This is a genomic window from Bradyrhizobium sp. STM 3843 (assembly GCF_000239815.1).
Classification (GTDB): Bacteria; Pseudomonadota; Alphaproteobacteria; order Rhizobiales; family Xanthobacteraceae; genus Bradyrhizobium.
The window spans coordinates 26264-49014 of the sequence record NZ_CAFK01000040.1 but is presented as its reverse complement, the minus strand read 5'-3'; the positions used below and the strand labels follow the sequence as shown (position 1 = coordinate 49014).

Sequence of the window (22751 nt, the reverse complement as noted above, 5' to 3'; positions counted from 1 at the left end):
CGAGTAAGAGATGGTGCCCGCACTTACTGCCGCTCCGTAAGGATTGGGTGGCGGAACAATGGTCACGAAGTTCTGCTGCGCCTCACCAGTCCCATCACCACGGTAGATAACCCGACCTTCGGTAGTGAGCTGGCTGAGGTTGGTATCGCCAATCGGGATCGTGAAGTTACCGTTATTGTCTTGCTTGAACCCGGCCGGCGCGACGAGGCAGACCTGAGTACCCACAAGGTAGTAAGTCCCCTTGAGATTGTCGGCAGCCGCTGCACCTGTCACCGTCGATACGACAACAATCGCTGAACAAACTAGCGCAACACGCATGGGCTTCCTCCTAAGATAAGCCCCCAAAGTCGCCGTCTAATTGGCGTTGCCAGCTTGAACTTGATTCATATCAAAAGATGCCTGCTTTCTAAGTACCGAACTACCGCAAAAGCCGAATAATAGCGGCGAGCTTGGCACGACGAATGGAATTGCAGCACGCAGCCTTCGCAGCCCTCACAAGCCACTTCAACTTCTGCAGAAACGTTAAGTGCAGCGGATCGGAATAATCTGACGCACGTGCGGATTGATCTGACAAAAGCCGCGTTGACTGAGCAGGAAAAACCTTGGCTGCCTTTGGAGAGGGCTGTTCGATAGCGGAGGATCGGAAGAGTTCTGTCCGGATATCCGTAGACCAGCAAGATTGTCGGCTATCTGATTCACGACAAATTGGACTTGGCTGTTCACGACGTTTCTGACGAGCAGCTTACCCATCCACTTGTTTACTCCCTTGGTATTTCCGTCAACACACTGCAGTCGGCAGTTGGACCCGTTGCGAACATCAGGCACGTTTCATCTCAAAGCTGCTCGTCAAAAAGCTGCGAGAAGTGCAGTCCCACTGACCTTTTGGGCCGGGGCGACCATTTGTCGCGCTCGGCCGGCGGGCTGATGCGTAGTTCTGCCGCCGGTGGCAAACTCGAACACCCTCACCAGCATGAGAGGAGGATTGCCATGGCCCATGTCGATTGGATGATCAAAGGACCGGAGCTAGCCACCTGCAACTGCGACTGGGGATGCCCCTGCCAGTTCGATGCTCGGCCGACAAGAGGCAACTGCCGCGCGGTCGTCGCCCTGCGGGTGGACGAGGGTCATTTCGGTGACGTCCGGCTGAACGGAGTGAAGGCCGCCGCGATCCTTGCTTGGCCAGGAGCCATCCATGAGGGGCACGGCGAAGCCTTGGCTATCATCGACGAGCGGGCCGACAAGCACCAGCGCGAGGCCCTCCTGAAGATCCTGGCCGGGCAGGAGACCGAACAGTTCGCGACCATCTTCAACGTTGTCGCGGCGATGACCGAGACCTTCCACGAGCCGCTGTTCGCACCGATCGAGTTTGAAGTCGACCAAGAGAAGCGAAGCGGCCGTGTCTCGGTCGCCGGAATTATCGACGTCAAGAGCGAGCCGATCCGCAATCCTGTCACCGGCGAAGAGCATCGCGCCAAGGTCGTGCTGCCGCACGGCTTCGAATATATCGAGGCGGAATTTGCGAGCAGCACGGCAAAGACCACGGGCACGATCGAAAATGAGTGGACCGGGCGCCACGCGCATTTCTGTATGCTGCACATGGGGCCAAACGGGATCATCCACTGAGCAGAGGCTTTGAGAGCCCTGCCCTTGAACCCGTCCTGAGGCGCGACAGGCTTGTCGCTGCGAGCCTTGCGTTTGATCTTGCTTCAACTGGCTCTTGAGTAGCTCCCGTGAGTCAAGATCGCTTCAGGTCACGACCCGCCGTTTGGCGTTGGACTGCCGTAGGTCGGCTCTAGCCAGAACAGCCGACCTCGCATCTGTGATGCCGGACGCCTGCCTTGGCCAAGCGCGGAATTGACCTGCATCAATCAATTACGGGGCAAGTTTCGAGATGATTGCTGGCGGCCAATAGCCACTCCTGATGCCTTTCTAATACGAGATTGGAAGGATCGGCACATGATTGAACCGCGCAATCGCGTCGTTCAACTCCGGCGCTTCGGAGGTCCCGAGGAGCTCGAAGTGGTCGACGCTCCCCTGCCGACAGCTGGTCCGGGCGAGGTGCGTGTCCGCGTGCTCGCCTCGGGGCTCGAGTACACCGATACGCTGATCCGACGCCATGTCTACCCGCAAACTGCAGCCCGGCGCCCACCCTTTGTCATGGGCTACGATGTCGTCGGGGAAATCGATCAGCTGGGCGATGGCGTGAGCGGATTTCAGCTTGGCGACCGTGTGGCAGACATGACGGTGCTCGGATCGAATGCGACCTATTGCACGCTCCAGGCAAACCACTTGACCCCAGTGCCGGAGAGTCTTGACGTAGCGCAGGCAGCCACGCTGATCCTGAGCTGGATGACGGCGTACCAGCTTCTGCACCGGGCTGGGAAGGTGCAGGCAGGACAGCGCATACTGGTGCATGGAGCTGCCGGTGCAGTCGGTCAGGCGTTGCTCGTTCTCGGCAGCATGGCCCGGCTTCAGCTGTGGGGCGCTGCTCATGGAAGGCATGCCACGCTGATCCGCGAACTCGGGGCCACGCCGATCGACTACCAGCGTGAAGACTTCACCCGTGTCCTACCGGGCGGGTTTGACGTCGTATTCGACGGCATCGCGGAGGACGGCTATCGCCGCTCGATTGCGGCGCTCAAGCCCGGCGGCCTGTTGTGCGCCTATGGCTACTCGGCGGGAGTGCAGGGCCAGCGACGCATGCTCACGATGCTGATGTGGATCGCGCGATTGTATCTCTGGAGGTGGCTGCCTGGCGGGAGACGGGCCTTATTCTACTCCATTAATGCAATGCGGCTGCAACATCCTGAATGGTTTGTGGAGGACCTGAAGCGCCTGCTCGCGCTGCTCGGCAGCGGCGCTATCCAGCCGCGCGTCGCCGAACGGATCTCGCTGGATGAAGTTGCTGAAGCGCATTGGCGCCTGGAAGCCGGCGGTCTCGAGGGCAAGCTCGTGCTGTGCCCGGATTTGTCATCGCGACACGATCATCGTGCCGCCTGACACGGCAGATACCGAATTTCAGAGCCGGCGCCCCGATCAAACAACGAGACACTCGATTCCACCTTGGGTCACAAGCGGCGCATCGGACTCGATAGACCGCATGGATCGCGAAAAAGCGTCACTGCTCGTCATTCTCTCTTGGGAAGGGCTCTTGCGTTTTGTGGCCCAGGAAGGTGTTCGGGGCGGGGCAGAGCCGAAGCACCTCTCTCGCCCTTTCGACCGCCCTGCTGGACTGTTCAAGCGCTACGTGATCTTGCAGGAGCGGCAATCGATGGATCATATGGCCGTGAGTGCGATGCAGGGGCATGGGTCACCCTGGCATATCCGGCACCGCGGATACGTATCATTTGATCTACAAGGAACCTGACGGCCCGGCATGGCCGAGGCAAGTCGTTTCTCTGTCGCCCCTCGCACCTCACAGCAGCAAACACTCACCCGACCAGCAGCATGGTGACGAGGTGCGCCACCATGCTGCTATCGTCTGTCTTAGGGCAAGACGTTGGTGAAGCCTCCGCCGACGCCGATCCCGTGATTGTTGGACAAAGCGCCGCTCAAGGCCGCGCCACCACCCGGACCGGCGACTGCACCGGATTGTCCGATTGACTGACCAATCGAGGAGCCAATACCAGCACTGAGGCTCCCCGCAGGCGTTGCAACGGCAACCCCGCTCCCCACCGAAGTATTGATGCCGTTGGCCGCCGAGGCAGCTGCGGCATTGCCCAACGTTGCAGCACCGGTGAGCGTGGTCACATTACCAAGATTGGCACCGCCGCCGATGGCGAGCGTGGACCCGGCATCAGCCGGCAAGATGCTTCCCACCAGAGCGATGAACGAAATACTCATCAACAGCTTCTTCATTGTGACTTCCCTTTCTTTTCGGTTACTGCCTCGGCGAATGCCGGGGCTGGAGATGCCGCCGTGTGAGACGTTTCACCACCCGCTGGCGCCTTCTTCTTCGGCGTCGAATGGTGAGCGACGTGAGCCCAGACACGGCAGCTTTGCTGGGTCACATCGTAGTCCTTGCAGAGACGGGTCTTGCCGGTTGCTCCTTCCACCAGCCAAATGTCGCCGCCGGTGTAGGCCTGCTCCTCGGACGCTTCCGCCTGCGCGGTGCGGGTCGGGACCTTCGGCGCGGCGCGATAGTCCGGCGCCAGTGGCGGCAGGTACTTGACGCAGACCTCCGGCATTGCGCGATAGATGTCTGGGTTGAGGCAGAGCCGCGCAACCGCCGCCTTCTTCAATCCGAAGCTCCACAAGGTGCGCGCATCGAGCCGCGCCGCGCAGCCGGGATCAGGGATCGTGCTGCCGAAGCTAAATCCGGTTCCGACAAAGGCCCCGCCGCCGGAAACCGAGCCGAGGCACGTTTCGAGCCCGGCCGCGGCCAAGCCCGGTGCGACAATGCCGGGCACGCTCTTGATCGTTTGCTCGGCCGGCACGTTGCTGTTGGTGGTGATTGCGGCGACTCCAACTCCCGTGCCGCCCTGCCCCGATATCGCCTGCGCGTTCGAGGCTGATTTGGCAAGGCCGAGGCCCGTTCCCGTCGATGATTGAGCCCATGCAGGTTCGCTCGCCGCCATCGCAATGATGGCAGCCAAAAACAGCTGCTTCATGTGCAGTTCTCCGCGCGCCGGTGAAATGTAGATTCACAACCGTCCGCCGACGGGAACACGAAGAAGAAAAAGCTATTCTTGCTTGTTCACGGGACGCAATGCGTCGGTGAACTCTTCAATGACTAAAATTTATCTCAAATTTTACCATGTTTCATCTGTTGACTGGTTTCGTGGTTAACAGCGGCCATAGTTTGCTAACTAACAGGCTGACGTCAGCGATCGTTCGCGGTGATGACGTCACGCGATTGATGTCCGCTAATAGGCAAAATCGGCCGCTCGGCTCGCGGATGGCTCGCTTCTGGTTCGGTCCCTGTGGGCGAACATCCAAGCGGCATCGGGGAGATCCGCTACGGTCCCGCTGCAAACTTCAGCGGCGTGGTCGATAACGCGCCCTGCGAACTATGCGGGCGGCAAATCGAGGCCGTCGGGTAGCGTGATCCAAAGAACGGCTTGCGCGTCTGGGGAGTGACGAGACAGATGGCCCTTGCCGTGTGTGTCCTCCACCAACACGAACTCGCCCGCAGAGACGTGCCGGACCTCGCCGTCGCTCGTCTCGTATTCGACCGCCCCGGTCAGTCTGACAGTCAATATTCGCGCCGGAACGGTGTGCCAATCAACCTGTCGCATGCCGGCAGGGATCTGAGTAAACGCGATGCTCGACGCGAGATAGCGCCCGGACACTTGAAACGGCTTGGCACCAGGAGCAACGGTCAGCTTCGCCGTCATGGGGATTTCCACTTCACCGAAGTGAGATTCACCATCCGGGGTTGCGTAGATCCGAAGACACTTCATCAGCTGTCACCTTATTCCCTGCTAAGGCGCTTTCGCCAGTAGCGCGAATTTACTCGCATCGCCAGTGAGGCTTTGGCTGTGCAGGCCGCAACGCCAGCAACAAAGAAGCGCGTCCGCTCGATCCACAGGAGCGGACGGCGGTGACTTTACGCATGTGGCCAGCTCGAGGCGATCCGGACTCACCAGTGAGAGGCTGCGCACCCGCTATCGACAGCGTGCGCCGCTCAACGCTTCTGGTACGGATGGAAGATGTGGTCCTTCGCCTTGACAGCCACATGGCATGCGTGTCCGCAATCTGAGGGGCTGGCATCAGCTGCGAAACTGTCGGATCCGGCATCGTAGTTGAACAGCGCGTATCCCCAGCCGCCGCTTTTCGGAAATCGCTGGCTGTCCTTTTCCATCACGAACGCCTGCGTGAACACGTCAGGCACATCCACGGCGAATGGGGCTTCCGTGCTCTTCTTCGGTTTCCACTGGAGCTTCGCGATCTTGGCGCCATCCGGGAAAGGCTGGCCGTTACCCGGAATGCCGGCCTTGTACGCCTCGATCATGGTCGGATTGGCGACGATCACCTTGAGGACTTCGTCGGTCCGTGCGGAAGAAACCACCGACCAGTCCTCATATCCTTTGAAGTCCGAGAACGCGACGCCGTCCGGCGATTTCAAGGCGTATTTGTCCTCGGCGTAAGCGGCCGCGGCGCCGAGCGCTGCCGTGGCTATCGCGATCGAAAGCTTGGTTTTGCGCATCATGGCGGTCCTGTCCCAATGGGCGAAGCTGAGCTTATTTGCCTCACGTTTTGAACGTCAATGTCAGCGAGCAGCGTCCGCTGAGCAAGCGGATGAGTCAGAGCCGTGAGGTCGAGGCCGCAATGGCCCCTGCCCGGCGCCAATGAGTCCCGAAGTCGCCGACTGTTATCTGCCGCTATGTTGTCTTTTGGTCTTGTGAGCTTGCAAGTATGAGGAAGCTTCCATGCCCGCAATATTGCTGCGCCGAGTATATTCAAGGGCGGAACCGGGTGATCTGATCTATGTTAGAAAAACGGCCCGACGAGGATCCCCTGAGCCCGCTCGACAAGAAGCGCGCAACGGCCGGGGCGGTGCTGCGCATCGCGTTTCGATCGGGCTCGGGCACAGTCGCCACGGCCAGCACGAGGCTGATCGCCAATCCGAATAAGATGGCAACGAACGTGACAACGAGGGAGCGAGGCGAGCAAGGGGATATGGGGGTGGGCTGATCTGCACGAAAGGCCCGAAGTCCGAGCAGAGGTAGCTTTGCATGCGCTTTCAGCGCGCGGCGACCATATTGATGTTGGCGACGGGAACGGCGAGACCGCATCTCGCATTCCGCACGATGGATCAGTCGCAACCAGACCGCCGACAGCGGGGGACGGGTCTCGGCCCGGACGATCGCCTGTGCCTGTCTCATCCATCTGTGGGCAGCGGCCGCGTTGCCCAAAGCGTGCTCGGCGCGGGCCAGGCAGATCCGGTTCAGGAGAGTGTCCGCCAGGGGCGCCCCTTTGATGGACACTCCGCTTTGCAGCAAGGCTTTTCCCTCGACATAGCGACCGAGCTCGACCAGCGCGGCTCCGCGGCTCGCGACGAGGGTCTTGATCTTGGGGCCGAGCCGCATCGCCCGATCGGACCACTCGTCGATGTTCGGGCGAAGGCCGCGATCGGCTAAGATCGGTCTGGCAGCGATGAGCCTATCGGTCATCAGCCAGTTGGTGATGATCCAGTCGAGCGCGTACATCTCCTCTTCGGGCGTCAAATCGCCCTGCGCAAGCTCTCGCCGCACTGCCGCCCACGCCATGCGGCGGGCGTCTTGATTGCCCAGTCGTTGATGGACAGCAACTCGGTATAGGATACGCACGAAAGCCCATGACCGCGTGCTTATCGGCGGTCGCGTCGTACCCGCGCGATAGGTCATGATCAGGCGCGATCGCGCATAGACGAACGGCTCCGCCAGGCTGACGCCGATCGCCATGAGTTGCGCGAAGATGAGAATGCTGGCTTGCGGGACGAGCAGCGGCATTCCAACGGGATCGTGCAGGATGGGCGGTGCGATGGCTGCGCGATGGAGCCCGATGATGAGGCCGATCAGAACAACGTTTCCGATCACGCCGCTGAGAAGATAAAGCAGCACGGCCGAGCGTTTCGGAGCACTGGCCAGCTCGGCGCAAATCACGACCATGCCTGTCGGTACGAGGCGCAGCTCCACCCGCATGTCGCCGAAGCGCCCGCGCGCCACGACCGGTCCGCGGCCGATCACAATGCGGCGGATCGGGATTGAGCCGCCCCTTGCCCACAGCACCCGTCCAGCTTTGTACGACAGGGTGCCGATAGCGAGCCCAAGCAGGAACAAGCCCACCCACAACACCAGGAACGTCAGCAGGAATGTCAGCAAGGGCTGACCCATTTTTCGAAGACCCCCTGTCCCTCGTTCATCGCGCGTCAAACGCAGATTCTGAATCGCTGGCGACGCGCCTTAGGCTTTTCGTTCTGTCGTAAGCCCCGAATGTGACACAAAGACGTGCTCCGGGGACGCAACAACCTCCGGTTTGGGGTGATGCGGTTCATTTGGCAGTACGCTGATGATGTGAAAACAACCGGACTGCTTCCGAATTTGCGGGCAGTCTCCAGCAGGCCACACCCGAACGTCAGGCCTGCGGAAGTCTACGCTCCACTCGTAGACCTGGGCAGCGAAGCGCTCTAGATTCGATGCCGTCATTTTTTCGCGTAACGCCGGCATTCCTCTCCGCAAGAATGCCCTGGCCTGCCGCGAACCTCACGGGCGCTGAACATGGCCGATGGACCGAAGAATCTCGTCGAGCTGCTCGCGCAACTCAAACACCGGGAGATCACCGACATCGTCGGCGTGGTCGGCCCGCTCGGGGCCTGGGGGGCGGAAATCCCCGGTCGCGCGCACAACTTGATGTTCACCCTCGAGCCCTGGCGATATGAGGGTGGCGCGATCCAGGACCGTAAGCTCACGATCCGTGGTGCCGTCAGTGAGGCGACACGTCGTTCGTCCCTGATGCGGGTCAAGGCGTTCGACGTCGTGCGCATTCGCGCGCGGGTCGCGGACGAAAGCGCGTTTGGAACGCCGCAAGGCGAATTCGTCGACATCGTCGCGGTGATGTATGACGGCGATGCCGACCTCACGAGCCGAGCGGAGGCGCTGGGCCGGCCCGTCAGGGTCAACGACGACAGGTTCGGCCTGTTCACCCTGGATCGCCGGGTCAACTGGTTCGAGACCACTGCGACCTGGATATCGAACGAGGTCGTCTTGCGCCTGTCGATGTCCGGATGCGACAATGTCGAGCGGCTGATCGCGTTGGCGCACGCATTGTGGGACTCTCAGGCCAAATGGGACCAGGCTGTCCGCGCGTGCGCGGTGACAAGCCTGCTTGACCTCAAGAATGAGAACTGGCTTGCGGATGACGAGGAGGAGGTCACCGCCGAAGAGTTCTTCGACAGGATCACACCACAAGGGATCGTCCTCTATCAGACCGGCCGTTTCGAATTCTCCTGCCATGACGATGAGATGTTCGGCGGTCACGACATTGAGGTGATCGGAAATCTGTTTGATGGCGCGCACTCGGCGGATATTCAGGGATAACATTCTCAGTTGCGCATGGTCTTGCCGGCGAACTGGTTGACTTGGTCGAAATCAGTCGCCAAGCCTCGGTCACAGGCTATCAGTCCTCACACTGCCCCCTCCGCATTGACCCGAGTTCGAACGATGTCGCCCAATGTCACGGCTGAACCCATCGACGCCACCGCACGCCGTGCGGCCAAGCCCGCGATCGTCTATCCCGCCGGCGCGATGCCGCGGCCCGACATGGCCGTGCTGGAGGCCGCGCGCGCGACACTGGTGAAGACCGACGAGATCGTGGTGCCGCCGCGCGATGCGCGGTCGTTTCGCGTCTCACGCGGCCAGTTCTTCCGCATCATCAGCATCGAAGGCCCGCAGGTCGGCGATCTCAATCTCTGGAACGCCGACGATCTCGCCGAGCGCTTCTTCAGCGGCAAGACCCGGGCGCTGCACGCCACCCATGTCAGCACCGGCGACCGGCTCTGGAGCAGCATGCCTTATCTCAGGCCGATGGCGACCATCAGCCATGACACGCTCGGCTGGTATGGCTGGGACGCCGATGGTGCCGGCGTGCATGACGTGATCGGCACGCGCTGCGATCCCTACACCAACATGCTGTTGAACGGCCGCGCCTATGATTTCTGCTGCCATTCCAACCTCGCCCGCGCGCTCGGTGCGGAGTTGAAGGCCGCGCCTGACACGGTGGAGCACCACGTCCACGACGTGCTCAACGTCTTCATGTGCACCGGCTTCACGGCGGACACGCACCAATATTTCATGAAGGCGAGCCCGGTCCGCCCCGGCGACTTCATCGAGTTCCTGGCCGAGATCGATCTGCTCGGCGCGCTGTCGGCCTGTCCCGGCGGCGACTGCAGCGCGACGCATTCGAGCGACGCTGCAGCATGCTACCCGCTCAAGGTCGAAATCTTCGAGCCGGATCGGTCGACACTTGCCGCCTGGCCGTGGCCGGCGACGAGCCGCTATCAGCGCCGTCACGGCGGATCTGGCTAGGTTCGATGCCCTCGAAAATTGGTCGGGAATTGTCGGCTAAGCGCGAGCATTGCAGCCCAAATGCCCGCATTGGGGCACGAGCTGCTCTCCGGACCATTTTGACGCGCCACGGCCGTTTGTACCCCGGATAGCTGCCACCTTGCTGCAGCACGAAAATCGGCAGCCCTGGCCAAGTCTGGGCGAAGTATGGAAGCCTTACTGCTCTTTCCGGGATTTGGGTTGGCGTAATATTCGGGGCGAGCTGCCAGCCGGACGTTGCCCGAAATCGATGAGCAGCATCAGCACGGGCGAGGAAGTGGATTTTCATTGTTTTCGGGACGGAGGCTATCGCTGGCAATTTTGAGGGGGAGTTACTATGAGCACTCACTCGACACGAACATTGTTTGCAGCCGGCCTGATCACCGCAGCCGTGGCAAGCGGCTCGTTCGGCCAGCAGGACCAGCAACTCGGCAAAGTGAGCTTCCCGACATCCTGTGCCCCCGATGTGCAGGCCGAGTTCGACCGCGGCGTTGCCATGCTGCATTCGTATTGGTTCCTGATCGCCCGCCGGAAGTTCGAAGCCATACTGCAGCAGGATCCCGACTGTGCCATGGCATATTGGGGTGTGGCGATGGACCTCCTCGGCAACACGCTGGCAACCACGCCGACGCGCGCGGAGGCGCAGGCGGCTTGGGAGGCCCTTGAAAAAGCACGGACTGCGGGGCCGAAGACCCAACGCGAGCGCGACTGGATCGAGGCACTGAGTGCTTATTTCCGCGATTATGACAACAGACCGGTGGATGCCCGATTGGCGGCCTACAATGCCGCGATGGAGCGAATGGCGCAAACCTATCCTGACGACTACGAGGTGCAGGCTTACTACGCGCTGACGCTGCAAGCCTCGGCACCGAAGAGCGACCTCACCTACGCCCAGCAGCTCAAATCCGCAGCACTCCTGGAAAAGCTCTTCGAGCAGAACCCGCAGCATCCGGGCGTGACGCACTACCTCATTCACGCCTACGACTTTGCGCCGCTTGCCGAAAAGGGAGTCGCGTCGGCGCGGCGCTATGCCGGCATTGCGCCGGCCGTGCCGCATGCGCGGCACATGCCGTCACACATCTATTCCATGGTCGGGCTCTGGGAAGAATCCATCGCTTCGAACGCTTCAGCGCTTGAGATCCAGCCCGACTACTATCACGCGTCAGATTTTACCGTCTATGCGTATCTGCAGCTCGCGCAGGATGCCAAGGCTGATGCGATGATCAGGAAATCACTTGCCACCGCCGATCGCGGCGATCGACCGATCAACTTCGTCAATTTCACCGCCAAGGCCGCTATGCCGGCCCGCTATGTCTTGGAGCGGGCAGATTGGGCCGGCGCTGCTGCGCTGCCGATGATTCCGACCAAATATCCCATGGCGGATTCTCTGATCCGCTTCACGCGCGGGCTCGGCATGGCGCGTACCGGCGATCTCGCCGGCGCCAGGGAAGAGATCGACGCGATGAAGGTGTTGCGCACGACCCTGCAGGGTGCCGACCAGTCCTACTGGGCCGACCGCACGGAAGAGCAGATGCTTGCCGTTTCGGCGTGGGTGGCACTCAAGGAAGGCGACCGCGATCGGGCGTTACGATATATGCGCGCAGCCGCCGACAGCGAGGACGGCAGCCTCAAACACGTGGCGATGGAAAACCGCCTCTTTCCGTTCCGCGAACTGCTCGGGGAAATGCTGCTCGAAATCGGGCAGCCCGCGGCGGCACTGAGCGAATTCGAGACCGCGCTCAAGCAAACCCCCAACCGCTTCCGCGGCTTCTGGGGAGCCGCCCGGGCAGCGGATGGCTTGGGCAACCATCAGAAGGCAGTCGAATATTTCGGCAAGCTCGTGGAGCTGGCCAAGAACGCCGATGCTGAGCGGCCAGAAATCCGCGAGGCCAAGGCTTACTTGCAACGAGATGTGACTGTCGGGACGAATCGGTAGATGAAGGGCCGTCTGACCTCGTCCGGCGGCCCCGACGGAGGAGAAGATCCGACGATGATCCGAGCGATCGCAGTGGCCGTCATGCTCGGTGCGCTAGTCGCGGGTTTCGGCGTCTACACCAAAGGCCTGCCCGATTGGCGGTCTCCGGCACCGCTCGGCGGACCCGGCGCTAGAGCTGACACCGCCATCACGCCCGAAGCCTGGCCGATTTGCACCACTATGGTGTTGGTCGCGTCGGATGCTGACTGGGCGCAACTCGATCCTGATTTCAGTGCAGGCAAGAGGGCGCTCGCGGCAGAGGATTGGAACGGTGCAATCACAGCGTTCGAACTCGCCGCGCTGCGCGACCCCCAGAACGCCGATATCCAAAACTACATTGGCTATGCCTATCGGCGGCTACGTCAGCTTGGTCCGGCTATCGGACATTATCAGCGAGCGTTGATACTCAACCCGCGTCATCGCAGCGCGCACGAGCATCTTGGCGAGGCCTATCTGGTTCTCGGCGACTCCATCAAAGCTGAGCAACAACTCGCCGCATTGGAAAATGTCTGTTTGCTTTCGTGCAACGAATATGACGATCTCAAGCGCGCCATTGCTGCCTATAAGCGGTTAGCCGCACGTTGAGATCAATGAGCCCTTTGAAGCGAAAATGTCGCTCCGGCGCCGCGCGACATCAGCGCCGTCATTGGGCATCTGGCGGATAACCAAGCCTCAGCTTGCTGGTACCACGCGCTCGTCGAGAAAGCCGATCACCGCGTCGAACGCCTGTCGGCGATTCTTCTCCATGAGAATCATGTGGGTGCCCTGCCCGATCTCGACCAAGCGCTTGTAAGGTGCGTTCACCAGGCGCACGAACAGATCGTGCGCCATGTCGAAGCGGACATCGACGTCCCATTCCGCCGATATCACGAGCACCGGACAGGCGATCGCGCCGGGATCATAGAGCGGCTTGCCGGCGGTCCAGTGCATGCGCACGTCCTGCACCGCGCCGGAGGGTGCGCGGACCGTGCCGGGCTGCGGCGAGTCCGGGTCGGTGGCCAGGGTCGCCTTCTCCCAGGCCTGGAACCAGCCGTCCGGGATCAGCTGTTGTCGCGCATATTCCGGAGCCGCGCTGCGCCATGCGGCCTCGAACGCCGCCGGACTGACGATGCGGTAGGCGCAGAGCGGCCCGCCGGCATCGATCCGCAGCGGCTGTTTGGAGAGCCACAACGGCGTCACCAGGATCAGTTTCTCGACCTTTGCGCACGCTTCGCTCGCGAACGCACCGGCCACCGTCGCACCCCAGGACATGCCGAGCACATTGAGGCGGGGAATGTCGCGATGCCGGCAGATGAAGTCGACAGCTGCGCCAAAATCATCGATCGCGGTGCGCGCCGTCACCAGCGGCGCCCCCTCCTCGGCCGCGCGCGACATTTCAACCGGCCGGCTGGAGCCGCCATAACCACGCGCATCGACCGCCCAGACGTCATAACCGGCCTGCGCCAGGACATCCATGAAGGACGCGCCGCCAACCGCGACGTCGAACAGGCTGGCGGACGAGAAGGTCGCGCCGTGCATCATCACGACCGTGCGCTCCGGCGAGAAGCTCCGCAGATCGTCCGGGCGCTTGTTGATGAGATGAAGCTGCACGTCGGGCGCCGGGCCGGCAATCAGGCGACTGTCCGAAACGATGCGCTGAGAGGATGAAACGCTTCCGATCATCGTGCGGGCCATCTCAAACGAACTGCCAGGCGAACCGGTCGCGGTCGCGGCTGATGCGGCCGGCAGAGGATTCGGCAAAGTGAGTGGTGAAGACGAGCGATTGAGTCTCGGCGGCGTGGTTCATCGCCCATCGGCGCGACGCCTGCGCGGCTTGCGGGAATTCGCAATAGACCGAGTTCCAATCGGGACGCGCGACCTGCAGCGGATGATGCATCACGTCACCCCAGAACAGCGCACGCTCGCCGCGCGAAGTGAAGCTGATGCAGGCGTGATCGATGCTGTGACCCGCGCTCGGCAAATAACGGAAGCCGTCGACGACCTCAGAGCCGTCGACCACGATCTCCCGCGCGAGGCCAGCCTCAATGATCGGCAGCACGCTGTCCTCGTAGACGCCCGCCAGCGGCGGATGTGTCATCGGGCCGAGTTTCGCTGCATCCCGGATCACAGCATCTGAGCCGTCTTGCGCCGACAGCGCGGCCTGATAGGCCCGCTCGCGGCCGGAGAACACATATTGCGCATTCGGAAAGGTCGGCACCCAGCGTCCACCGACGAGGCGCGTATTCCAGCCGACGTGGTCGGCATGCAGATGCGTCATCAGGACGAAATCGACATCTTCGGGAGCGACGCCGGCCGCCTTTAGCCGCTCGAGAAATGGTTCGTTCAGGCGGTGAAAGATCGGGACGCTCGGCCGCTCCTTGTCATTGCCGGTCGCGGTATCGATCAGGATCACCCGCTCCGGCGTCTGCACCAGCCAGCTATGGATGCTCTGGCGGAGCAACCCGGTGGACGCGTCGACCGAGCCGGGCCCGAACGCGGCTCGTTCCCGCGCGACGCTGGCGGCGTCGGCACCGGGGTAGAGAAAGGACGCATCCACCCCGTCCAGGGCGAGTTCGAATAGCTTGGTGACGGTGGCGTCGCCAACGCGGTAGGTCGTGATGTCCTGCATATCTGGCTGCCTCGATCCGAACGATCATCTTGTGATCATCTTGTCTGGAGCGAGATCTAGGACTAGCTGTTACATTGCTCAAATCGATCCAGCTCATGCAGTCCATCGATCACTTCGATCTTCGCTCCTTCGACCTGAACCTGCTGGTCGCGTTTGACGCGCTGATGCAGGAACGCAGTGTCACGCGCGCCGCGGCCCGGCTCAAAGTCGGGCAGCCCGCCATGAGCCACACCTTGTCGACGCTGCGCGTGCTGCTGCAGGACGAGCTGTTCGTCCGCATCGGCACGGTGATGCAGCCCACGCCGCGCGCCGCTGCGCTGGCGGGGCCCGTGCGTGCGGCCCTGGCGCAGATGCAGACCGCGCTGCACGCCACGCCGGCGTTCGATCCGGCGACCGAGCAGCGCACCATCCGCCTCGGCTTTTCCAGCGAGGTGGAGCTCTTGCTGATCCCCGAACTCACAGCGGCGCTCCGCCGCGCCGCTCCTGGCTTGCGGCTGATCAGCCAGCCGGCGGAACGAGACCAAGTCCACCGCCTGCTCGACGAGGGGGCGCTGGATCTCGCCGTGGGCTGCTTCGAGGCCGAGGTGCAGCGGCACAAATCGCAGTTCCTGTTCGAGCAGGCGCTGAGCTGCGTCTTCAACCCGAACCAAGTGCCGGTGAAAGCGCCGATCGCGCTTACCGACTACCTGGCGCTGCCACAGGTGCTGGTCACGTTCACCAACAGCCTGCAGGGCTGCTTCGCCGCCGCACTGGATGAGATCGGGACCGAGCTGAACGTGGTGGCGGCGTCCTCGGAATTTCTGAGCGTGCTGGCGACCGTCGCCGCCTCGCCCGTGATCACGACGATACCGGCGCGCATGGCGCGGCTTTACGGGCCGCGCTTCGGCCTGACGCTCAGCCCGGTCCCGTTGAAGCTGCGGATGCCGGCGGTCTCGATGGTGTGGCCGCTGCAGCTCGATCGCGATGCCGCCTCGGTCTGGCTCAGGACCCTGGTTGCCGAGATCCTGCACACAACAGAGCGCACCGCCTGTCGCGCGGTGGCCGGGTAGCGGTCAGATATGAGCGCCTCGCATCAGATCATCTCCGGCCGCGCGAGGCTCGCAGCCGACGTGACCGGCCGGGGCAAGCCGGTTGTGTTTCTGCATGCCGCGGTTTTCGACCGCACGATGTGGCGCGCGCAGGCGGACGGGATTAGCGCGACGCATATGGCGATCGCCTATGATCGCCGCGGATTCGGCGAGACCATCGCGGGGAAGGAAGACCATTCTCAAGTGGCGGACCTGTTGGCGGTGATCAAAACCGTCGCTGGCGGGGCGCCTGCGACCCTTGTCGCATGCTCGCAAGGTGGACGGATCGCGCTTGACTTCGCGCTTCGCCATCCCTCCCACGTCGGGGAGCTTGTGCTGATCGCTCCCTCGGTCAGCGGTGCGCCCGAACCGGCCTATCCGCCGGCGATCGCGAGGCTCATGGCACAACTGGCTGATGCCGAAGCGGCCGCCGATTGGGAGCAGGTGAGCGCGATCAAGGCGCATATGTGGTTGGACGGTCCGTTGCAGCCGGAGGGCCGTGTGTCAGGTGAACTACGCCGGCTCTTCACCGCCAAGAATGCCCTCGCGCTCCAGGCGCCGCCGATCGGAACGAACCTCGACGTCGCACCAGCCTTCCCCCGCCTGTCCGAGATCTCGGCGCCGTCGCTGGTGATCTGGGGTGATTTCGATTTCCCTCATATCCAGGAACGGTGTCACCGGATGGCCGCGACGATGCCGAAAGGGGCGGGATGCGAATTGACCGGCAGCGCGCACCTGCCGAGCCTGGAACGGCCGGAGGAAGTAACGGCCCTGATGACTGAATTTCTCGCGCGGCTGTGAGAGGCTCCTCCGGAGACCTGTCGCGCTGCGGCAACCAGCGCGTCGCCGATCACTCGGTCGCGATGGCACCGAAAAGCCGAAGCGCTTGGCCTTGCGTTAAACCTTCGGTTAGAAGGCGAATTCAGTCGGCGCTGCGCCGGCTCCTCCCGGAAGGAACTCTCATGGCGCTGATGCCGGTCTCCGAAGCTCTGGCCCTGGTTCTCGACGGCGCCGTCCCGCTGCCCGAGGAGCGGGTCGCGCTGGACCAGGCCTATCATCGGGTGCTGGCGCGCGATGTCGCCGCGCTGCGCACGCAGCCGCCCCAGGCGATGTCGGCGATGGACGGCTATGCGGTCCGCGCCGCGGATGCCGACCGCGTCCAGGCGCGGCTCAAGGTGATCGGCGAGATCGCGGCCGGCCGGCCGTTCGAGCGCGCGCTCAGAGCGGGCGAAGCCGCGCGCATCTTCACCGGCGGCGTCATTCCCGACGGCGCCGATACGGTCGTGATCCAGGAAGACACCATCGCCGACGGCGATCACGTCACCCTCACAGAAGCGGCCAGACAGGGACGTCACATTCGTCCGGCGGGTGCGGATTTCCGCGAGGGCGACGTGCTGCTCCAGTCCGGGCGTCGCTTGAGCGATCGCGACCTGTCGCTCGCAGCCAGCATGAACTATCCGGAGCTTCCGGTGCGCCGCCGGCCGAAGGTGGCGCTGCTCGCCACGGGCGACGAGCTGGTGATGCCGGGCTCCAACCCCGGGCCTGGGCAGATCGTCTACTCCAACGGCTATGCTCTGCGCGCGCTCGCGCGCGCCGAAGGCGCAGAGCCGATCGACCTCGGCATCGCCGCGGATACCTTGGACGCGACAGTCGCCGGCATTCGCCGCGCGCGCGAGGCGCAAGCCGACATCCTGATCACGACCGGCGGCGCGTCGGTCGGCGACCACGACCTGGTCAAGCAGGGGCTGGATGCTGAAGGCGTGGAGATGGCGTTCTGGAAGATCGCGATGCGCCCGGGCAAGCCGATGATGCACGGGCGCCTCGGCGCGATGCGCGTGATCGGTCTGCCCGGAAATCCCGTCTCCTCCTATGTCTGCAGCCTGTTGTTTCTGGTGCCGCTGATTCGGAAGCTGCTGGGGCTGACGCAGATCCACCCCGCCCGCGAGACCGCTCTGCTCGGCCGCGACCTCGGCGCCAATGACGTTCGCGAGGACTATTTGCGCGCGCGACTCGAAGAGCGCGAAGACGGCACGCTGGTCGCCACTCCGGTCACGCATCAGGACTCCTCGCTGCTCGGAAATCTCGCGCTGTCGCAGGCTTTGGTGATCCGCCCCGCCTTTGCACCCGCAGCAAGTGCCGGCTCCGTTTGCGAGATTCTGCGTCTGCCGGAATAAACCGGACAGGTTCTGACAGGCATCCTGCGCGCCATCTTCACTGCAAATTAAGGATTGCAGAACACATATCGAACAGATAGTGTCCGTTCATGATTTGTTTCGAAGATGTTGCGGGCGCCGTGAAAAAGGTCGTCTCGAACAAGGACGACACGTCAACCCTGGGGATCTGGTCGAGATGCTGACGCGCAAACAGTACGAACTTCTGCGGTTCATCAACGAACGTTTGAAGGAAGCTGGCGTGCCGCCCTCCTTCGACGAGATGAAGGACGCACTCGATCTGCGCTCCAAGTCCGGCATCCACCGCCTGATCACTGCGCTCGAGGAGCGCGGCTTCATTCGTCGCCTGCCCAATCGCGCGCGCGCCATCGAGGTAATCAAGCTGCCCGAGCTGTCGCAAGCGGCGAACAATCGGCGCGGCTTCACGCCCTCGGTGATCGAAGGCAATCTCGGCAAGGTGCGGACCAGCACGCCTGCGATCGACGACGGTGAGCGTCCGGTCGCGGTTCCGGTGATGGGCCGCATTGCCGCGGGCACGCCGATCGAAGCTTTGCAGACCCGCAGCCACACCATCAGCGTGCCCGCCGACATGCTCGGCACCGGTGAGCATTATGCGCTGGAGGTGCGCGGCGACTCGATGGTCGATGCCGGCATTCTCGACGGCGACATGGCGCTGATCCAGCGCAATGACTCAGCCGATACCGGCGACATCGTCGTGGCTCTGATCGATGATGAGGAAGCCACCTTGAAACGTTTTCGCCGTCGCGGCGCTTCGATTGCGCTCGAGCCGGCCAATACTGCTTATGAAGTCCGCATCCTGCCGCCCAACCGCGTCAAGATTCAGGGCAAGCTGATCGGACTTTACCGTAAGTACTGATTGTTTCGCGCGCGAGCTTCTCACAGGCTCGATTGCGCCGAGACCAGATTTGATCTGACGCGTTGGACACGTGCTCCGACGATGGTGGTGATTGTGCGCTCTGAGAGCGAAGCAATGCGCTCAAACGGTTGTGATCACGAACGGCCGTAGACGGTGCAGATCAGCGCAGAATTGCCGTTAAGCACGCGCTAACATCGGGTTTGATGTCCACTCTGATAGAGGCCTGCGCCTGTCCGGGGGGAGCGTGGGTTGCTATCTCGAACGAGGAGCGATCCGATGTGTGACTATAGCCTGCATGCCGTTGCGTCCCGCCCTGCCAAGGTCGGGGAAACGCTGATCTCGACGACGTTCCGCGGAACTTCGACCCGCGGCTTCGCCTCCGAGAGCGAGCCGAATGTCGCCGTGTGTATGCTGCCCGGAACGGAATTGGCGTTTGCTGACGACGTCCGCTACGACAGCCGCTGGATCTGGACGCGCACGATCCGCGAGCGCGTGGCCAAGTTCAACGCGATCGAGAAGCACGTGCCCGATCGCCATCACGACGCAATCGAATTCGCTGACGGCCGCCACGTGCTGGTAACGCAGCTCTGCGAAGGACAGCGCGTGACCGTGCTGCAGCTCCCGGTCGCCAAGCAGCCTGCCGAGCGCAAGCCGTTGGGTACGGAGGCAGTGAGCGGAAGCGAAGTGACGCCGGTGCGACGGATCTCGATTACCTGAGCTGAAGCGCAGACAAACAAATAGGAACATTCAGCCCTCGGCGGAAGTTGTGGTTCGCCGGGGGGAGAGTGGACCGTGGTCAACAAGATCAGTTGGCAGAAGGCCGGGCGCATCACTGAGCCCGGTCGTTACATGTTTACGTTCGGGTGGCTGACCGTGACGGCCGACGATCTCGCCATCTGGCAGCGACATCCCGATGCGCTCTTCACGCTGGTGGAACTTCCCCCGCCAGCGCAAGGCCCATCGGACGAGAGCGACGACCGCGACGAGGACGAGACCTCCGAATATCATCTCGGCACCTTCGAGCTGCCGCCTGAGTCAGGTCGGAACTAGCCCAACGTCATGAGATCACCATTCGGATTATGATCCAGCGTCTGACTCCGACGCCTACCGTGACGCCGGCATGCATGGACACTGGATCGCTTCAGGCGATCGCCAGCCGCACAACTGCGTCGACATGAAGGGCGGCGCAGTCGACGAGCGGGAACGGCGCGGCATCCTGGTTGAAGACCAACGCGAGATCGGTCCCGCCGAGCATGATGGCCTCGGCGCCGCCCTCCTCGAGCAACTTCCGGCTCACATGATTGAAGATTGAACGCTGGGCCTCCGTCACGACGCCGGACGCCGCCATCGCAACATAGGCTTGATGCACATCATCCAAGTCGCCCCCGTTTGGCGGGATGATTTCGGCGCTGCGGACTCCACCATAGAAGCGTGTTTCCATGACTGTGCGAGTTCCAAGGATTCCGATCCGCTTGAGGCCGCGTTCTTCGACGGCCGCACTAACCTCGGAAATCATGTCGATAACCGGCAGGGGCGAGCACGCCTTGAAGGCTTCGATGCAGAAGTGTCCCGCGATCGAGGTGACAACGACGCAGCCGGCGCCCGCGGCAACGAGGCGGTTGGTGAGCCTCGTATAGATCGCCACCTGCGCTTCGGCGTCATTGGCTGACAGGTTTTTGAGAAGCGTCGGCGTGTCGGCGTGCACAATCGTCAGCTCCAGCGCCGCCTTCCTGCTTGCGAAAGTCGAAATCAAGCGCCGGTAATAGAAGTCCGTCGCGGCCGGACCAATTCCTCCGATGAGGCCAATATGCATCTTCAAACCTCCATCGACCATCATGCGCGGCCGGGCCCCAAATTGCCATCAAACAGACATGCGACATCGCATCAACGTCACTTGCTCGCAGCTCAGTCTTCCTGCTGCTGCTCTGTCTCCGGCGCGTTGCGTTTTCGTCGGCGTATGCCTGATCATGATCGTGTCGACCTTGGGCTTCGCCGATGATCTCTCCATCTCATACACAGCCTCATACATGGGAATCACATGTCAGACCGATCTCGGCTAGGTCCCCCGCTCCCCGAGTTCCTGGACCCCAAGACGATGGAGCTTGTCGGTCCCGCAGGTTCATCGCCGCGGATTAAGATGGAAACGAGCCCAACCAAGCGATACGGCGTAGCACTTGCTCGCGTTAGCTTCGCCAAAGCGGCGAGCCTCGCCGGAACTGCAACTGAACATCTCCTCGGCATTGTTCTATCCGATCCAGTTCCGACAGCGCATAGAATAGCCGACAACCGCTCGCAGCACCCCTCGGGGCCCGGCTCGCTATGTGTGTGTCCAGCCGGAGCGGACTATGTCACCGAGTATGATGGCCCTGTCGACGGCATCATCCTGCAGATTTCCGCGGAATGCCTCGCTCTTGCTGGTGCCAGGCTTGCGCAACATGGCGGCCAGTTGATCGAGCAGATGGACGGGCGCGATGGCGAGCTATGTCGCATGGCGCGCGAGATGGAGGCGGAAGGAGCAGCGGGCCATCCGAACGGCGTTCTGTTCTGGAGCAGCGCGGTGGATGATTTGCTGAGACGTATGGTCGAGCGGCACTATAGCGCGCCGGCGGCTCCGCTGCGCGGAGCAATCGACGCGCGAGGCTTGAGACGTGTCGAGGCGTTTATCCAAGACCATCTCGCCGCGCCGATCGATCTCGCAGCGCTAGCCGCTGTAGCCGGATGCGATCGGTTCCATTTCGCGCACCGCTTTCGCGCCGCAGTTGGCGTGAGCCCGTACCGCTATGTCGTCCGGCGCAGACTGGAGCAGGCTCGTACGCTGCTGCTCGCCGGACGACAATCGATCGCTGACGTCGCGGCAGCGACCGGGTTCAGCGACCAGAGCCATCTCACTTCCTGGATGCGGCGTGTGTACGGGACGACGCCTAAGCGCTTTCTCTCAAAAGGTTAGCATTCCCCGTTAGTCTTCCAAAGCTCAGAAGAAGGACGCGAGGCCACTACTCGCCGTGAGGCCGCCATCGACGGGCATGTTGATGCCTGTGATGAAGCTCGCCTCTTCGCTGGCCAGAAAGGCAATCGCGGCGGCAATCTCCGACGCATTGGCGATCCGGCCGAGCGGGATACGTGCGATCTGCCGCTCGGCCATCGCGGCATTGTCGCGCAACATGGCGGTCCGCGGTGTCCAGGCGAGAGACGGCATGACCGCATTCACCCGGATGGATTGAGGCCCCAGTTCGATCGCCAGCGCCCGCGTCAGATTGCTGACTGCAGCCTTGGCGGCGTTGTAAGCCAGCCACCCAATGTCGCCTCCAATCCCGGACACAGACGAGATGTTGACGATCGCAGCTCCCGCCTGAAGGTGGGGCGACGCCGCCTGACAGCAATGGAAGACAGTGTCGACGTTGGTCTCGAACGTCTGCCGCCAGTCTGAGTCGCTATGCGTGTCGAGAGTGCCCAGCGCGATCGTGGACGCATTGTTGACCAGGACATCCAGCCGACTGAACCGCTCGATGGCCTTCGCAACGAGCGCCGCAGCGCCGGCGCGCTCCGAAACATCGCCGGGATGGATCAGGGCCCTATCCGCCGGGTACCGCGACGCCGACTTCTCGAGCTTTTCGCGATCCCGGCCGTTGAGCACAACGGATGCGCCCGCTGACACGAAATAGCGGGCGGTCGCTTCACCGATGCCCGTACCCGCCCCTGTCACCACTACCACCTTGCCATCAAACCGCACTGCTCGTCTCCTTTTGGATGGGTTGCCGATCAGTTAGCGGCTCGCTGCCCTCGCGTCTTGGAAGATCTTGCGCTACCTCAGCCTATCCGATGTCACGCTGACAACGCCGTAGCGCCGCTTAGCGTATTGCTTACACCTTCAGAAAGTTCGACGATCTCAAGGGCTGGCGGACATGTTCACGGCAGACGTCTCTGAAACGGACGTTCGATTATCGTCGATCCAGTCCACTCGTCAGCGGCACCGTTCCCATCCTTATCGAATTGGGTCGCAATGTGATGGAGCCGCCAACAGCGCTTCC

24 protein-coding genes are annotated in these 22751 nt (G+C 62.5%); 14 read left to right on the top strand and 10 right to left on the bottom strand.

The features are described 5' to 3' along the window. Positions 1–318 (bottom strand): hypothetical protein (locus tag BRAS3843_RS40550; RefSeq protein ID WP_139024750.1); only part of this gene is annotated, 318 nt, incomplete at its 3' end. A 669-nt stretch (positions 319–987) separates the two neighbouring features. Between BRAS3843_RS40550 and BRAS3843_RS06125 the strand changes: the two genes are divergently transcribed. The 3 genes from BRAS3843_RS06125 (at position 988) to BRAS3843_RS40545 (ending at position 3367) form a co-directional block, all read left to right on the top strand. Beyond that, positions 988–1623, top strand: coding sequence for a DUF1326 domain-containing protein (locus BRAS3843_RS06125; protein ID WP_008967899.1), 636 nt, complete (start codon positions 988–990; stop codon positions 1621–1623). 333 nt (positions 1624–1956) lie between these two features. Next, positions 1957–3000: a medium chain dehydrogenase/reductase family protein gene (locus tag BRAS3843_RS06120; protein WP_008967898.1), complete on the top strand. Its 1044-nt coding sequence runs from the start codon at positions 1957–1959 to the stop codon at positions 2998–3000. 100 nt (positions 3001–3100) lie between these two features. Continuing rightward, a complete protein-coding gene (locus tag BRAS3843_RS40545; RefSeq protein WP_139024749.1) occupies positions 3101–3367 on the top strand; it encodes a hypothetical protein in 267 nt (88 codons plus the stop codon). 119 nt (positions 3368–3486) lie between these two features. Here the strand turns inward: BRAS3843_RS40545 and BRAS3843_RS06115 are convergent, their stop codons facing one another. The 5 genes from BRAS3843_RS06115 to BRAS3843_RS06095 all read right to left on the bottom strand — a co-directional run bounded on the left by BRAS3843_RS06115 (position 3487) and on the right by BRAS3843_RS06095 (position 7805). Continuing rightward, complete coding sequence (locus BRAS3843_RS06115; RefSeq protein WP_008967896.1) at positions 3487–3858, bottom strand: hypothetical protein; 372 nt, start codon at positions 3856–3858, stop codon at positions 3487–3489. Then, positions 3855–4610 carry a hypothetical protein gene (locus tag BRAS3843_RS38810; RefSeq protein WP_008967895.1) on the bottom strand — a complete coding sequence of 252 codons (756 nt, stop codon included), beginning with the start codon at positions 4608–4610 and terminating at the stop codon, positions 3855–3857. Before BRAS3843_RS38810 ends, BRAS3843_RS06115 begins: the two co-directional genes overlap by 4 nt. 399 nt (positions 4611–5009) lie before the next feature. Then, complete coding sequence (locus tag BRAS3843_RS06105; protein ID WP_008967893.1) at positions 5010–5336, bottom strand: hypothetical protein; 327 nt, start codon at positions 5334–5336, stop codon at positions 5010–5012. 290 nt (positions 5337–5626) lie between these two features. Beyond that, entirely contained in the window at positions 5627–6151 is a 525-nt protein-coding gene (locus BRAS3843_RS06100; protein WP_008967892.1) for a cytochrome P460 family protein, read from the bottom strand. Between the two features lie 250 nt (positions 6152–6401). Next, entirely contained in the window at positions 6402–7805 is a 1404-nt protein-coding gene (locus tag BRAS3843_RS06095; RefSeq protein WP_139024748.1) for a hypothetical protein, read from the bottom strand. A 396-nt stretch (positions 7806–8201) separates the two neighbouring features. Here BRAS3843_RS06095 and BRAS3843_RS06090 point away from each other — a divergent pair, with 396 nt between their 5' ends. From BRAS3843_RS06090 to BRAS3843_RS38805, 4 genes are all read left to right on the top strand, one after another. After that, entirely contained in the window at positions 8202–9020 is an 819-nt protein-coding gene (locus tag BRAS3843_RS06090) for a DUF2262 domain-containing protein (RefSeq protein ID WP_008967889.1), read from the top strand. 123 nt (positions 9021–9143) lie between these two features. Further along, the gene (locus BRAS3843_RS06085) at positions 9144–10007 is read left to right on the top strand and encodes a DUF1989 domain-containing protein (protein WP_008967888.1); all 864 of its coding nucleotides are present in this window, start codon (positions 9144–9146) and stop codon (positions 10005–10007) included. A gap of 409 nt (positions 10008–10416) precedes the next feature. Next, the gene (locus BRAS3843_RS06080) at positions 10417–11961 is read left to right on the top strand and encodes a hypothetical protein (protein WP_201768842.1); all 1545 of its coding nucleotides are present in this window, start codon (positions 10417–10419) and stop codon (positions 11959–11961) included. Further along, on the top strand, positions 11962–12585 hold the full coding sequence (locus tag BRAS3843_RS38805; RefSeq protein ID WP_008967886.1) for a tetratricopeptide repeat protein: 624 nt from the start codon (positions 11962–11964) through the stop codon (positions 12583–12585). 87 nt (positions 12586–12672) lie between these two features. Here the strand turns inward: BRAS3843_RS38805 and BRAS3843_RS06070 are convergent, their stop codons facing one another. Beyond that, a complete protein-coding gene (locus tag BRAS3843_RS06070; protein ID WP_035980944.1) occupies positions 12673–13662 on the bottom strand; it encodes an alpha/beta hydrolase in 990 nt (329 codons plus the stop codon). A gap of 13 nt (positions 13663–13675) precedes the next feature. Then, positions 13676–14608, bottom strand: coding sequence for an MBL fold metallo-hydrolase (locus BRAS3843_RS06065; RefSeq protein ID WP_008967884.1), 933 nt, complete (start codon positions 14606–14608; stop codon positions 13676–13678). A gap of 95 nt (positions 14609–14703) precedes the next feature. Between BRAS3843_RS06065 and BRAS3843_RS06060 the strand changes: the two genes are divergently transcribed. The 6 genes from BRAS3843_RS06060 (at position 14704) to BRAS3843_RS06035 (ending at position 19773) form a co-directional block, all read left to right on the top strand. After that, complete coding sequence (locus tag BRAS3843_RS06060; RefSeq protein WP_035980942.1) at positions 14704–15657, top strand: LysR family transcriptional regulator; 954 nt, start codon at positions 14704–14706, stop codon at positions 15655–15657. A gap of 60 nt (positions 15658–15717) precedes the next feature. Further along, positions 15718–16476, top strand: coding sequence for an alpha/beta hydrolase (locus BRAS3843_RS06055; protein ID WP_244425132.1), 759 nt, complete (start codon positions 15718–15720; stop codon positions 16474–16476). A gap of 161 nt (positions 16477–16637) precedes the next feature. Then, a complete protein-coding gene (gene glp / locus BRAS3843_RS06050; RefSeq protein WP_008967881.1) occupies positions 16638–17849 on the top strand; it encodes a gephyrin-like molybdotransferase Glp in 1212 nt (403 codons plus the stop codon). Positions 17850–18024: 175 nt separating this feature from the next. Beyond that, positions 18025–18723, top strand: a complete 699-nt coding sequence (gene lexA, locus BRAS3843_RS06045) for a transcriptional repressor LexA (protein ID WP_008967880.1) — start codon at positions 18025–18027, stop codon at positions 18721–18723. A gap of 276 nt (positions 18724–18999) precedes the next feature. Beyond that, positions 19000–19440 carry a hypothetical protein gene (locus tag BRAS3843_RS06040; protein WP_008967879.1) on the top strand — a complete coding sequence of 147 codons (441 nt, stop codon included), beginning with the start codon at positions 19000–19002 and terminating at the stop codon, positions 19438–19440. A 132-nt stretch (positions 19441–19572) separates the two neighbouring features. Next, complete coding sequence (locus BRAS3843_RS06035) at positions 19573–19773, top strand: hypothetical protein (RefSeq protein WP_244425133.1); 201 nt, start codon at positions 19573–19575, stop codon at positions 19771–19773. A gap of 91 nt (positions 19774–19864) precedes the next feature. On the opposite strand, the gene BRAS3843_RS06030 is transcribed toward BRAS3843_RS06035, so the two are convergent. Then, complete coding sequence (locus tag BRAS3843_RS06030) at positions 19865–20560, bottom strand: amino acid racemase (RefSeq protein ID WP_201768841.1); 696 nt, start codon at positions 20558–20560, stop codon at positions 19865–19867. A gap of 258 nt (positions 20561–20818) precedes the next feature. Here BRAS3843_RS06030 and BRAS3843_RS38800 point away from each other — a divergent pair, with 258 nt between their 5' ends. Continuing rightward, positions 20819–21670, top strand: a complete 852-nt coding sequence (locus tag BRAS3843_RS38800; RefSeq protein ID WP_175361086.1) for an AraC family transcriptional regulator — start codon at positions 20819–20821, stop codon at positions 21668–21670. Between the two features lie 24 nt (positions 21671–21694). On the opposite strand, the gene BRAS3843_RS06015 is transcribed toward BRAS3843_RS38800, so the two are convergent. Beyond that, the gene (locus tag BRAS3843_RS06015) at positions 21695–22453 is read right to left on the bottom strand and encodes an SDR family NAD(P)-dependent oxidoreductase (protein ID WP_008967875.1); all 759 of its coding nucleotides are present in this window, start codon (positions 22451–22453) and stop codon (positions 21695–21697) included. Between the last annotated feature and the right edge of the window lie 298 nt (positions 22454–22751).